Source organism: Nonomuraea indica (assembly GCF_002850745.1).
Lineage (GTDB): Bacteria > Actinomycetota > Actinomycetes > Streptosporangiales > Streptosporangiaceae > Nonomuraea > Nonomuraea indica.
The window spans coordinates 474666-487878 of record NZ_KZ559466.1 but is presented as its reverse complement, the minus strand read 5'-3'; the positions used below and the strand labels follow the sequence as shown (position 1 = coordinate 487878).

General features: G+C 74.9%; 12 protein-coding genes and 1 riboswitch. Of the genes, 9 read left to right on the top strand and 3 right to left on the bottom strand.

What is annotated here, in order from left to right:
- Window positions 1-758 (top strand): serine/threonine-protein kinase (locus tag CXR44_RS02270; protein WP_483870008.1); only part of this gene is annotated, 758 nt, incomplete at its 5' end.
- 77 nt (window positions 759-835) lie between these two features.
- On the opposite strand, the gene CXR44_RS41525 is transcribed toward CXR44_RS02270, so the two are convergent.
- Window positions 836-1297 (bottom strand): hypothetical protein, encoded by a 462-nt coding sequence (locus CXR44_RS41525; protein WP_144069831.1) that lies wholly within the window; start codon window positions 1295-1297, stop codon window positions 836-838.
- Between the two features lie 60 nt (window positions 1298-1357).
- Between CXR44_RS41525 and CXR44_RS02260 the strand changes: the two genes are divergently transcribed.
- Window positions 1358-2806, top strand: coding sequence for a hypothetical protein (locus tag CXR44_RS02260; RefSeq protein WP_101783130.1), 1449 nt, complete (start codon window positions 1358-1360; stop codon window positions 2804-2806).
- Between the two features lie 31 nt (window positions 2807-2837).
- On the opposite strand, the gene CXR44_RS41520 is transcribed toward CXR44_RS02260, so the two are convergent.
- Together CXR44_RS41520 and CXR44_RS02250 are read right to left on the bottom strand one after the other, a co-directional pair.
- Entirely contained in the window at window positions 2838-4643 is a 1806-nt protein-coding gene (locus CXR44_RS41520; RefSeq protein ID WP_101783129.1) for a PH domain-containing protein, read from the bottom strand.
- Entirely contained in the window at window positions 4640-5170 is a 531-nt protein-coding gene (locus tag CXR44_RS02250; protein WP_101783128.1) for a PH domain-containing protein, read from the bottom strand. The genes CXR44_RS41520 and CXR44_RS02250 overlap by 4 nt, the downstream gene beginning before the upstream one ends.
- 110 nt (window positions 5171-5280) lie before the next feature.
- On the opposite strand from CXR44_RS02250, the gene CXR44_RS02245 reads away from it, so the two are divergent.
- The 7 genes from CXR44_RS02245 (at window position 5281) to CXR44_RS02215 (ending at window position 13186) form a co-directional block, all read left to right on the top strand.
- Complete coding sequence (locus CXR44_RS02245) at window positions 5281-6501, top strand: sensor histidine kinase (protein WP_101783127.1); 1221 nt, start codon at window positions 5281-5283, stop codon at window positions 6499-6501.
- Window positions 6498-7145 (top strand): response regulator, encoded by a 648-nt coding sequence (locus tag CXR44_RS02240; protein ID WP_101783489.1) that lies wholly within the window; start codon window positions 6498-6500, stop codon window positions 7143-7145. The genes CXR44_RS02245 and CXR44_RS02240 overlap by 4 nt, the downstream gene beginning before the upstream one ends.
- Window positions 7146-7293: 148 nt before the next feature.
- The gene (locus tag CXR44_RS02235; protein WP_101783126.1) at window positions 7294-8616 is read left to right on the top strand and encodes an NYN domain-containing protein; all 1323 of its coding nucleotides are present in this window, start codon (window positions 7294-7296) and stop codon (window positions 8614-8616) included.
- 82 nt (window positions 8617-8698) lie between these two features.
- Window positions 8699-9676: a C40 family peptidase gene (locus CXR44_RS02230; protein ID WP_245898758.1), complete on the top strand. Its 978-nt coding sequence runs from the start codon at window positions 8699-8701 to the stop codon at window positions 9674-9676.
- A gap of 303 nt (window positions 9677-9979) precedes the next feature.
- A riboswitch (cyclic di-AMP (ydaO/yuaA leader) is annotated at window positions 9980-10140 on the top strand.
- A 73-nt stretch (window positions 10141-10213) separates the two neighbouring features.
- A complete protein-coding gene (locus tag CXR44_RS02225; RefSeq protein WP_101783124.1) occupies window positions 10214-10756 on the top strand; it encodes a C40 family peptidase in 543 nt (180 codons plus the stop codon).
- Between the two features lie 316 nt (window positions 10757-11072).
- Complete coding sequence (locus CXR44_RS02220) at window positions 11073-11879, top strand: gluzincin family metallopeptidase (protein WP_144069830.1); 807 nt, start codon at window positions 11073-11075, stop codon at window positions 11877-11879.
- Between the two features lie 14 nt (window positions 11880-11893).
- Entirely contained in the window at window positions 11894-13186 is a 1293-nt protein-coding gene (locus CXR44_RS02215; RefSeq protein WP_101783122.1) for a M48 family metallopeptidase, read from the top strand.
- Window positions 13187-13213 lie beyond the last annotated feature (27 nt).

Here is a 13213-nt window from a genome sequence, read left to right as displayed (position 1 = left end):
GGCGCCCCCCCCCGCCGTACCCGGAGAGGGCGGGCCGGGTCCTCGGTGATCTGATCATGGCGATGCTGGCGAAGGACCCGGCGGAGCGACCGCCGGCCGCCTCCGTGCGCGAGCGGCTGGCCGCCGTCGCCGAGCCGGGCCGCCGTCGCCGCCGGTGGCTCGCCCCCGTGGCGGTCGCCGCCGCCGTCCTGGTGGGAGCCGGCGGCTGGTACGGCGTCGCCGCCCTGCGGGGCGGGCCCGACCCGGGCAGGTTCGTCACGGCGCCCGACCCGTGCCGGCTGCTCAGCGACGCCCAGGCGGCCGAGCTGCTCGACGGCCGGGTCCGCCGCGTGGTGCCCATGCCGGGCACGTGCGAGTGGAAGCTCGCCGACGAGCCGCACCGCAGCCGCCGGATCGTCGTAGGGGTCAGGGCCGAGCGGCCCAACGGCGACCTCGGCGGGGCGGCCATGGCCGAGAGGAGGTTCGCCGGCGAGCGCGTCGCCCGGTCGGGGGCGCAGGGCAAGGTGCTCGGCACCGTCACCGGCCCGGTGCACGATGTGCAGGGGGTCGGCGAGAAGGCGTTCGCGCAGGTCACCTTCCGGCTCGCGACGAGCTCCACCGAGGTGGGGCAGGCGGACAACGTGGTGCTCTTCCGGCTGAGCAACCTTCTGGGCGAGGTGGTGCTGCACCACACGGACGTGCCGGTGGACGAGGCCGGCGCGGGACGCGCCACGGCCGTCGACGCCGCCCGGCTCGTGTCGGCGGCGATCGGGCAGTGAGCGGGCGGTGAGCGGGCCGTCGGGCCGCCGGGACGGGACGGGAACGCCGGCCGGCACGTGCCTGTCGGGCGTGTTCACTACCATGTGCACTCGCACGTCATGGCGAAGAGCAGGAGTCCCTCGTGAATCCCGGTAGCGAGTACGAGCCGCCGCACCCGCCCGGGCCGGAGCCCGGCAGGCAGTACCCGCCGTCGCCCGCCTGGCCGGCCACCCCGCCACCGGGCCCCGGCCTCCACGGGCCCCCCGGCCAGGGCCCGCAGCACCCGCCGGGCGGCCCGCGGCAACCCCCTGACCAGCACCCGCAGCACCCCACCCCGCACCGACCCCCGCACGTCGGCCCGCAGAATCCCCAGGGCCCCGGCCCGCAGCACCCGCAGGGCCCCGGCCCGCAGGGTCCCCAGGGCTCCGGTCCGCAGCACCCGCAGGGGCCCGGTCCGCAGTACCCCCAAGGGCCCGGGCCGCAGCAGCATCCGGGGTCCTGGCCGCAGCAGCCCGCAGGCCCGGCTCCGCAGCGTCCGCCGGGCTCGGGCCCGCACCACCCCGGCTCCACGCAGCCCCCGGCGGGACCCTTCGGCCAGTCGCCCACCATCCCGGCCGCCATGCCGCCCGGCCCCCCGGCGCCGGGCACGCCGTCCGGCCCCCGCGAGCGGCGCGGCTGGGTGCTGCCCGTGGCGGCGGTCGCCGTCGTCCTCGCGCTCGCCGGCGCCGCCGGCGCCTACCTCGTGTACGGCAGGACGCCCGCCGGCGAGTCCGGCAGGACGGGCACCGCCGCCAAGCCGCCCTCCTCCGTCCCCGCCTCCGCGGTGCAGGGGCCCGACGTGTGCGCGATGCTCTCCGACGCGACCACCGACCGGCTGGTGCCCGACGCGACCGTGGCCGGCACGTCCCGGGAGACCGAATACACCGTCAACTTCGACTGCAACTGGACGAACCGCCAGATCTCGTTCGGTGACTACTGGCGCAGCCGCGAGATCGACGTCAAGGTCCGTCAGCACAAGGGCCAGGGCGCGAAGACCGGCCGGGCCATGGCGCAGAACTCTCATGAGATCGACTACGGCTCCGCCAAGTTCGGCGCGACGTCCAAGCCCACCCCCGAGCCCGACGAGAAGGAGTACGTCTCACCCGTCAAGGACATCTCGGGGGTGGGCGACGGCGCCTTCGCCCAGTACGTCTGGCGGCGCTCGGGCACCGTCCTGTGGTACTCGTACGGCGAGGCGCACGCCCGCGTCGGCGACATGACGATCGAGATCAGGTATCAGGCGTCCCAGCAGCGCAAGGACGCGGCCGTCCTGACGAACAAGACCACCCAGTCCATCAGCGAGGACAACGCCATCCGCGAGGCGACCGCCCTGGTCGGCGAGGTGGCCAAGGGCGTCACCGCCTGGAAGGCGCAGCACCCCGGGGTGCTGGCCAAGCCCCGCGGGCAGGTCACCAGCTCGCCGACCCCCCAGGCGACCGCCTCCCCGCAGGTCGTCGCCTTCCCGCCCGCCTGCAAGGCCGTCGAACCGGTGGCGACCCGCCTGGTGCCCCGTCCCACGCCGAGGGCGCGCGCCGGCGGGTCGGGCGGCGACGCGCAGACCGAGTGCCGCTGGCTCAACCTGGACGTGCCCGCCGGTGACGACGTCACGAGGATCCGCAGCGTGCTGATCACCACGCACCGGTTCGCCAACCGCGCGGGCGCGCCGGACGTGGGCGCCGCCAGGGGCTACTTCGCGAAGGAGCGGGGCGGCGCCAGGAGCATGGAGGGCGGCACGCAGGGCGGCATCACCTGGGGCGAGGTGACCGACCTCAAGGGCCTGGGCGAGGCCGCGTACGCCCGCTACATCAAGTACCGGCGCATGGACGTGCACAACGGCAGCGCCTCCGTGGTCATGCGCCGGGGCGCCGTCGTGGTGAGCGTCGACTACTCCGGCGCCGAACGGCCGAAGGGCGAGCCGGCCGACTCGCCCAAGGTGCGCCTCATGCCCGAGAAGGAGGCGCGCGACGGCGCGCTGGCCGTGGCGCGGGCCTACTTCGCCGAGCTGGCCAAGGAGCCGGCCGGCGGCTGAGCGCGGTCCGGATGACCGGTCGGGCGACGGTTCACCTGCCCGGCCGGTCGCCGTCGGCCGCGCGGACGAGGAACGGCTCCAGCAGCCCCGGCACGGCGCGGGCCGCGAGGCGCAGGCCGTCGTCGTGGTCCACGTCCGGCACGTCGTAGTGCCCGGCGCCCGCGGCCGTCGTCGCGGTGACCGTCAGCAGGCCGGCCCGGCGCTGGACGTACGACTGCGTGATCGTCCAGCCGACGATGCCGGCGCGGTCGAGCACGACCGTGCGGCGCGTCACCGAGCCGTGCCGGGTCACCAGATGCCGCCTGCCCAGGGCGTGCCCGAGACCGCGGTAGGAGTCCACGGCGAGCCACAGGGCGGCGGGCAGCGCGAGCGCCGGGACGAGCCAGACCCAGCCGCCCGCCCACGCGTCCCACCCCTGACGTCCCGCCCAGAGCACCCAGCCCCCGCAGGCCGCGGCCAGCGCCGCCACCGCGGCCACGGCCCGGACCAGGCGCCTGCGCCGCGCTGCCCGAGGGTGACCGACCGGCTCGGGCACCGCCGCCCAGGCGCCGCCGCCCGCGCCGCCGGGCGCCTCAGGCCGGGACTCCCCGGATGCCCCCAGCGGCACGGCCGGCGCCAGGACTCCAGGAGCCAGGGTGGTGGAAGTCGGCGCGGTGCCAGTCGGGATGGCAGGAGCCGGGGCAGTGGGAGTCACTGCGGTGGGAGTCACTGCGGTGGGAGTCACTGCGGTGGGAGTCACTGCGGTGGGAGTCACTGCGGTGGGAGTCACTGCGGTGGGAGTCACTGCGGCGCGAGCCGGGGCGGCAGGAGTCACGGTGGTCGGAGTCAGGGCGGCGATGCGGGCGGCGAGCCGGGCCGCCTCGGCGTGGGGGAGCGGCGGTGTGAGGGCCGCGACGTCCTCCGTCTCGCCCTCCTCCGCCTTGCCGAGCCCGGTCGCCACCGCCGTGACCCGCGCCCCGCCGCCGAGCCGCAGCAGCAGCGGTTCGCGGATCTCCACGCCGCGCAGCCGTCGCTCCTCCAGCGTCAGCGAGCGGCTGGTCAGCAACCCCCTGCTCAGCCGCAGCCGGCCCGGCTCGCGCGCCAGCCGGTAGCGGGCCCACGACTCGGCGAACAGCAGCCCCGCACCGAGCACCCCGACCGCCACGTTGCCCGCCACGACGAGCGGCACCGTCACCCACGGCCGCCCGCTCACCCACTGCCACACCGCCCGCAGCGTCTCCTCGGAGAACGCCTCCACCCCGAGCGCGTCCAGCGGCTTGTACAGCGCGCCGAGCACCAGGGCGCCGCCGGTGAACGCCCACACCGACAGCGGCGCGTACCTGATCCACGACCAGCGCAGCTCGGCCAGCACCCCGTCGCCGTGCCCGTTGCCGGCCGCGTCCGGGACCAGGGGCAGCAGGGCGCGGCGCAGCTCCTCGCCGTCGCGCCGGGTGAGCGGGTCGAGGGTCAGCTCGGTCTGCCCGCCTGCGTGCTCGCCGGTGCCGACCCTGACGACGGTCAGGCCCAGCACCCGCCGCACGGGGTCGGCCCGCAGGTCCACGCTGCGCACCCGGTCGCGCGGCACCGACCGGTGCTGCCGTACGGCGATCCCGCTGCGCAGTTCGAGCCGGTCCCCGGTGAGCCGCCAGCGGGTGGCGCGCAGCCGCAGCGCCTCGTGGACCAGCACGGCGGCCACGGTGAGCAGCGCGGCCCCCACGCCCGCCGGCACGACACCCGCCGGCCGCCATCCGAGCCCGGACAGCACCCGCGCGACGACGACCCCCACAGGCACCGCGGCGGCCAGCGAGTGGACCGACGACGCCCACAGGCCGCGTGCCGACAACGACCGCCAGCTCACGTGGCATCACCGGGCGTGGCCTGGGTCAGCATGGTCAGGCGGGCGGCCAGCTCGGCGGCCAGCTCGTGGTCCAGCCCCTCGATCCTGAGGGCGCCCGCGGCGGAGGCGGTCGTGACGGTCACGTCGGCCAGGCCGAACATCCGCTGGAGGGGCCCGCGCGCCGTGTCGACGGTCTGGACGCGCGACATCGGCGCCACCCTCCAGGTGTGGGTCAGCCGGCCCTTGCGCGTGTAGACGGCCTCGTCGGTGACCTCCCAGCGCTCCACCCGGTAGCCGAGGCGCGGGCCGGCCAGCGCCGCCAGCAGCAGGCCCGCGCCGGCCACGCCCACCAGCGCGCCGAGCCAGCCGGGACGGTCGGTGAACGCCCAGTACGCCGCCGCCGCGGCCCCCGCGAGCGGCGCGGCGAGGAGCAGTCCCTGGACGGTCCACCAGTGGACGGCCCGCGGGTCGGCCCGGTGGCGCGGCGGGCGCAGCGCGATCGGCGCATCGCGGGGCGCCCGGCCCGATGTGCGTGTATCCCCTTGCATACCGGCAGCCTCGCGTCCGCGCCGGTCCGCCCGCGTCGGCCGTCGGTCTCGCGGCGCATCGACTTTGGTCTGCTGTCGCCGTGTCGTGGGAGGTCGTACGCTCGTGATCCGTGAGCGAGCGGCGCGAGCACGTCCCCGAGTACCGCTGGGCCCTGCCCTCGGTGCTGCTCGGCGACGGCGCCGACGGGCGGCCGGTGCGGCGCTCGACCCGTGACTGGATCGTCGACATCGCCATGTTCCTCACGGCGTGCCTGCTGGCCCTGCTCACCGCGACCGAGCTGGACGGCGAGCCCCGCGGGCTGGTGCTGACCGAGCAGGTCACCGGGGTGCTGTCGTGCGCGGCGGTGTGGCTGCGCCGCAGGTGGCCGGTGGCGCTGGCGCTCGTCAGCACGGCGATGGCGTCCTACCTGGAGATGGCCGGCGGGGCGTCGGTCGTCGGCCTGTTCACGGTGGCGGTGCACCGGCCGTTCAAGATCTCCGGGCCGGTCGCTGCGGTCAACCTCGTCACCCTCGTGCCGTACGGCGTGCTCAGGCCCGACCCGGACCTGGGCGCCGGCGGCATGTTCGTGCTCGGGGTGGCGATCGTGGCGACGGTGTTCGCCTGGGGCATCGTGGTGCGGGCCAGGCGTCAGCTCGTCTGGTCGCTCAGGCAGCGTGCCGTCATCGCCGCCGAGGACGCCAAACGGCTGGAACGGGAGCGGATCGCCCGGGAGATGCACGACGTGCTGGCCCACCGCATCTCCATGCTCAGCCTGCACGCCGGCGCGCTGGAGTTCCGGCCGGACGCCCCCGCCGAGGACATCGCCAGGGCCGCGGGCGCCATCCGGGACAACGCCCACCTGGCGCTCCAGGATCTGCGCGAGGTGATCGGTGTGCTGCGCCACTCCTCCTCGGCCGGTGACGACGGGCCGGTGCCCGACCCGCCCCAGCCGACGCTGGCCGACCTGCGCGCGCTGGTCGAGGAGTGCCGCCAGGCCGGCATGAAGGTGTCGTACACGACGCGGCTGGAGGGCGGGACGCCCGCCGAGGGCGGCGTGCCGCGAGGGCTCGGCCGCACGGCCTACCGCGTCGTGCAGGAGGCGCTCACCAACGCGCGCAAGCACGCGCCGGACGCGCCCGTCACGGTGACGGTGTCGGGCGGCCCGGGCGAGGGACTGACGGTCGAGGTGCGAAACCCCCGCTGGGCCCACCACGGCCGGCGCATCCCGGGTGCCGGCGCCGGGCTGATCGGGCTCACCGAGCGGGTCGAGCTTGCGGGTGGCACCTTCGGCTACGGGCCCCGGTCCGACGGCGACTTCTGGTTACGGGCGTGGTTACCGTGGTCGCCATGACGATCAGGGTACTCATCGTGGACGACGACGCGCTCGTCCGGGCCGGGCTGTCGATGATCCTCGGCGGGGCGGGCGACATCCACATCGTCGGGGAGGCGGGTGACGGGTCGCAGGTCCCGGCGATGGTGGCCGAGCACCGGCCCGACGTGGTGCTGATGGACATCCGCATGCCCGACGTCGACGGCCTGACCGCGACCGAGGCGCTGCGCGCCGCCAAGGAGCCGCCGGAGGTCGTCGTGCTGACCACGTTCCACGCCGACGCGCAGGTGCTGCGCGCGCTGCGGGCCGGCGCCGCGGGCTTCCTGCTGAAGGACATCCCGCCGCGTGAGCTGGTGGAGGCGATCAGGAAGGTGGCGGCCGGGGAGCCGATCCTGTCGCCCGCCGTGACCCGGCAGCTCATCTCGCACGTCTCCGGCGCTCAGCGGACCCGTGCCGACCGGGCCCGCGAGCTGCTCGACGGGCTCAGCGAGCGCGAGCGGGAGGTGGCCCTCGCCATCGGCCAGGGCCGGAGCAACGCCGAGATCGGCCGCGAGCTGTACATGAGCGTGGCGACCGTCAAGGCGCACGTCTCGCGCATCCTCACCAAGCTCGCGCTGAACAACCGGGTGCAGATCGCGCTGCTGGTCCACGACGCCGGCGGGTGATCAGGCGGCGCCGTCAGGGCCCGTTCCGTCCCCGCGCACCCGCCGTTCATCTCGAACTAACGCTTGCTCATGCCGATCGTACGGTTACGGTCAGGTACGCGGCAGCCGTACCCTTGTCTGAAAGGGCATGTCACGAAGGGACAGTGGGATGAGCTCAGCGGGTGAAGGCCTGTCTCGCCCGCTTCCCGAGCAGGTGCGGCTCAACGTGGTCGACCTGGCGGCCCAGGTTCTCGGTTCGATGCCCGCTGCCGCGGTGCCCCCGCCGTTGCGCGGCATCGCCAAGTTCGACCCGCGCAAGCGCGCCAAGCTGGGCGGCACCCCCATCGCCGCCCAGCTGGAGAACGACAAGAAGTTCCGTGAGGCGGTCGCCGAGTCGGTCGCCGCGGGCTGGCCGGAGCTGGTCGCCTCGCTCGCCGACGGGCATGTCCCGCCCGCCGCCGACCCGGTGCTGGTGGCCGCCGCCGCCTACCTCACCCGACCGCCCGGCTGGGCCGAGATGGTCGAGGCGGCCCGCGCCGACCTGCAGCAGACCGCCGCCGCGGCCGAGGGGTCGGAGCGCGAGGAGGTCGTCTCCCGGCTGCGCGAGCAGCTCGCCGCCCAGAAGAGCGCGGCCAAGGAGGAGGCCGACCGGCTGCGTGAGCAGCTCAAGGCCGCCCGCGCCGAGAACTCCGACCTGCGCCGACGGCTCCACGAGGCCCGCGAGCGCTCCAAGGCCGCCGTGCGGCGGGCCGAGGAGATGGAGGCCGCCGCCGAGGAGGCCCGCACGGCGGCCTCGGCCGCGGGCAGCGCCGGCGAGGCCGAGCTGCGCCGCCTGCGCGAGCGCCTGGCCGACGTCGAGAAGCAGCTGGAAGCCTCGCGCCGGGCCGCCCGCGAGGGCCGCAGCATCGAGGACGCCCGGATCAGGGTGCTGCTCGACGCCCTCCAGGACGCCTCCGCCGGGCTGCGCAGGGAGCTGGCCCTGCCGACGATGATCAGCAGGCCGGCCGACTCGGTCGCGGCCGTCACCGGGGAGCGGCCCGGTGTGCGCGGCGTGCCCGCCCGCGCGCTGGCCGACGACGACCCGCAGCTCCTCGACCAGCTTCTCGCGCTGCCGCAGGTGCACCTCATCATCGACGGCTACAACGTCACCAAGTCCGGCTACGGCACGCTGACCCTGGCCGACCAGCGCAACCGCCTGATGACCGGGCTCGGCGGGCTGGTCGCGCAGACCCGGGTCGAGGTGACCGTGGTCTTCGACGGCGCCGAGCTCAACGCGCCCGTCCAGGTGGTGGCGCCGCGCGGCGTGCGGGTGCTGTTCAGCGCGCCCGGCGAGATCGCCGACGACCTGATCCGCCAGCTCGTCCGCGCCGAGCCCCCGGGCCGGGCCATCGCCGTGGTCTCCTCCGACCGGGAGGTCGCCGAGTCGGTGCGCCGGATGGGAGCCAGACCCGTTCCGTCTGGCTTGCTGCTGCGCCGGCTTGGCCGCGCATAGATTACGAATCTGACGTTTAGGTGAGATCTCACCCGTCACTTCAGTACTATTCGCCCCAGAACTGCTCCTGGGAGGCGACACTGTGAGGTTAGGCCGGGTGCCGGTGGCCGCGGGGATCACCGTCGGACTGCTGCTGATCCCGACGGGCGGAGCACATGCCGAGCCGAAACCCACGATCCCTCAGGCGAAGGCCAGGCTCGCCAAGCTCAACGACAAGGCCGACAAGGTCGTCGACCGGTACAACACGGCGACGGAGGACCTGAAGAAGGCCCAGTCCACGTACACCAAGCTCGACGCGACCTACAAGCGCAAGCTGGCCACGGTGGCCGACCTGCGCGAGGAGCTGGTGAACATGGCGGTCGACACGTACAAGATGGGCGCCGACGTCACCTCCCTGCCGGCGCTGATCAGCAACGGCGACCCGGCCACCCTGCTCAACAACGTGGCGCTGGCCGGGCAGCTCGCGCAGGAGCGCGCCGCGAAGCTGGCCGCCTTCGACCGCGAGAACCGGGGTCTGAAGGACCAGCGCGAGAAGGCCGAGAAGGCGCTGGCGGTGGCCGACGAGGAGCGCGACGCCGTCCAGAAGGAACGCGCCGAGGTGCTCAAGCTCATCGCCCAGCAGAAGAAGCTGCTGGACCGGCTGGGCGCCTACAAGGTCGGCAACCCCAACAGCACGGGCGTCAGGTACACGGGCGCCGCCTCCGGCAACGCAGCGGCGGTCCTCAGGTTCGCCTACGCGCAGATCGGCAAGCCGTACGTGTTCGGCGGCACCGGGCCGGGCGGCTGGGACTGCTCGGGTCTGACCCAGGCGGCCTGGCGGGCGGCCGGAGTGTCGCTGCCGCGCACCACCTGGCAGCAGTGGGCCTGGGGAGCGAGCCGCAAGGTGGACTACCCGCAGGACCTGCAGCCGGGCGACCTCATCTTCAGCGAGGGGCTCGGGCACGTCAGCATCTACGCGGGCAACGGGCAGATCGTGCACGCGCCGCAGACGGGCGACGTGGTCAAGGTCGTCAAGCTCTCCGCGTACGGCCGCAACATCCAGGGCGCCATCCGCCCCTGAGCGGTCTCCTGCCCGTGAGCCCTCGGGTCGCGCGGGCTCCGGATGACGCTGGTGCGGATGTGGCGATCGGGCCCTGACAGGCCGGTGTTCCGTCAAGTGTGAGTACTGTCACATTTACGTAACGGATCATCGTGTCGAGCAGCGATTTGTCACCTTACTGAGGGCCTTATCCGATCTTTACAACTTGACCGGGCCTTTGCCGAAACGTGACCTGGCGCGTAACTTCTGGCGACGCGGCGTCACGCCATGGCGCCGCACCAGAGAGAAGTCCAGCGGTCACCGCCCCCCGATCAACCCCTTTCCGGCGGTGACCTGCCGAGTCCGTGCAGCCAGGAGCACGGAGCCGGGGACCCAGCGATCCCTTTCCCCGAGGGATCAGGGGTGAATCGGCGCATCCCGCGCCGTAGGGCTACTTCCAGGCCCGAACCCGTCAGCTAACCCGGTAGGCGTTCGTGGAAGAGCCAAGGAGAAATCCTGTCTACCTCCTCGCATAACCCCCGTCTGTCCCGAATCGCCCTGAGTGGCGCTGCGCTCACCATGACCGTGACGGCCGGAGGTCTGGCCGTCAACGCCCCGGCGGCGCAGGCGGCGACGGCGAGCACCACCACGGCCGGCGTGACAGCCGGCACGACGGTCACCGCTTCCCCGACGACCGCGGTCATGTCCGCCACGTCGGCGAAGAAGAGGACGGCCACGAAGTCCCGAGCCGCCCGCCAGGCGGCGAAGGCCCGCACGGCCGTCGAAGTGGCCAGGGACCAGATCGGTGACCCCTACCGCTTCGGCGGCACCGGCCCTGGTTCGTTCGACTGCTCCGGCCTCGTCCAGTACGCCTGGAAGAAGGCCGGGGTGCGCATCCCCCGCGTGACGAACGCCCAGTACGCGGGCATCAGGAAGAAGGTCTCGTTCAGCCGCCTCAAGCCTGGTGACCTGCTGTTCTTCCGCGGGTTCGGCCACGTCGGCATGTACGTCGGCAAGGGCAAGATGATCCACTCGCCGCGTACCGGCCTGACCGTGCGCGTCGAGAAGCTCAGCGGATGGCGCAAGGCGTCGTTCGTGGGCGCGGTACGTCCCGGCGCGTAGCCGTCACGAAGACCCCGTCCGAGGCCTCCACCCGGAGGCTGGGGCGGGGTCTTCGTGCGCCCGGCGGCTCGCTGCGCCACCTGACCCGGAGCGGCGGCCGGATCGGCCGGATCGGCCGGGTCGACTGGATCGGCCGGGTCGACTGGATCGGCCGGGTCGACTGGATCGGCCTGGCCGACTGGATCGGCCGGGTCGGCGGCCGGGTCGGCGGTCGCGCCGGCGGTCGCGCCGGTGGTCGCGCCGGTGGTCGCGCCGGTGGTCGCGCCGGTGGTCGCGCCGGTGGTCGCGCCGGGCGGGGCGGCTACCATCGGGGAACGTGTCCGTGCAGGTGAACCGTCGCACCGCGCTGGCGTGCCTGCTGCCGCTCGCGCTGGCCGGCGGCGACGCCCCGCCCGGAGTCCTGCCCGAGCCCCCGCCGCCGTGGCCCGGCGAGACCCGCCTCGTGCGCGGCGCCCGTTCGCTCATCCTCGCCCACCAGCCGCCCGCCACCGGCGCGGCGGCGCTGCGGGAGCTGGCGCGGCGGGCCGACGTCGCCGCCGCGCGCGTCGGGGCCGTCCTGCGCCGCACGGTCCGCCCCGTCGTGCTCGTGCCCGCCTCCGCGGCCGAGGCGGCCCGGCTGGCCGGCACGGGCCCGCTCGACGGCCTGGCGGCCGTGGCCGACGACGACCGGGTGATCGTGGTGCCCGGCGGGTTCGACCGGCTCACCCCCACCGGCCGCGACGTGGTCCTCGCCCACGAGCTCACCCACGTCGCCGCGGGCACCGGCGGGCTGCCCGTCTGGCTGTACGAGGGCTTCGCCGACTACGTCGCCTACCGCGACGCCGGCCTGCCCGTCCGGGTGGCCGCCGCCGAGCTGGCCGCCGAGGTGCGCTCCGGCCGGGCGCCGCGCGAGCTGCCCGGCCCGGCCGCGTTCGCGCCGGGCGCCCACCGGCTCGCCGCCGCCTACCAGGAGGCGTGGCTCGCGTGCCGGTTCATCGCCGCGCGGACGGGGGAGACGAGGCTGGTGAGGCTCTACCGTGAGGCTCGCGCCGTGGGCGCCGACCGGGCGCTGTCCGCGCTGGGGCTCCCGGTCACGACGTTGACGGCACTGTGGCGCGCCTACGTGCGCGACGAGCTGAGCTAGGGGGCACCGACACGATGGACGAGCGCCGGCAGGGCGACCCGCGGGACCGGCCCGGTCACGAGGCGCCCGCGCGGGACCGGTTCGGACACGAGGCCGGGGTGGCGCTGGCCGTGCTCGGCGGGCTGCTCCTCGCCGTGGTGGCGTTCACCACCCCGTGGCTGGAGCTGCCGCCGGCCCCCGACCCGGCCCGCGATTTCACCTCCGCCCAGCTCGCCAGGGCCGCCGCGTTCGACGCCGCGGTCAGCCCGCCGGGCCACCTGGCGTACGGGCTCGGCCTGCTGTTCGCGGGGCTGCTGGTGCTCACCCCGCTCGGCGCCCGGCTGCTCGGCCGGCTCCGGGGCCCGTGGTGGCTGCGGGTCCTGACGGGGGTGCTGCTGCTGACCGTGATCCTGCAGGTCCTGCGCTGGCCGCTCGGAGTCTGGTACGAGATCCGGCTGCGCGAGTGGGGCCTGTCCACGCAGGACTGGGCGGCGTGGACAGGCGACCGGCTCAAGAGCATCGGCGTGAGCGTCGTCCTGACGTCCGTCATGGTCCTCGCCGTCGTGGCGCTGGCCCGCAGGGCCAGGCGGTGGTGGATCCCGGCGGCCGCCGGGGCGTTCGCCCTGACCGTGACCGCCTCGTTCGTCTACCCGGTGCTGTTCGAGCCGCTGTTCAACGACTTCCGCCCCATGCCGGACGGCCCGCTGCGGTCCAGCCTGCTGGCGATGGCCGACCGCGACGGGGTGCCGGTCGAGGACGTGCTGGTCGCCGACGCCTCCCGGCGCACCACCGCGCTCAACGCCTACGTGTCCGGCTTCGGCGCGACCCGCCGGATCGTCGTCTACGACACCCTCCTGGCGGCGCCGCGGCCGGAGGTGGAGCTGATCGTGGCCCACGAGCTCGGCCACGCCGCCCACGACGACGTGCTCAGCGGCACGCTTGTCGGGGCGCTGGGCGCGGCGGCAGGCGCCGTCCTGCTGTTCGCGCTGTCCGGCCCGGCGTCCCGGCGCGCCGGGGTCGCGTCCATGGCCGACCCGAGGGCGGCGGGGGTGCTCCTGGGCCTGGTCACCCTGGCGGGTGTGCTGTCCGGCCCGGCGCAGAACCTCGTCAGCCGCCACGTCGAGGCCCGCGCCGACGTGCACGCCCTCGACCTCACCCGGGCGCCCGCCGCGTTCGTCGCCATGCAGAAACGCCTGGCCACCACCAACCTGTCCGACCTGTCGCCGGATGTCGTGGAGTATGTCCTGCATGGATCCCACCCGACCGCGCCCGAACGCATCGCCCTGGCCCGCGCCTGGGCGCGCCTGAACGGCGTTCCGCAGCCGTGACCCCGCCGGCAGCGGGCCCCGCGGGGG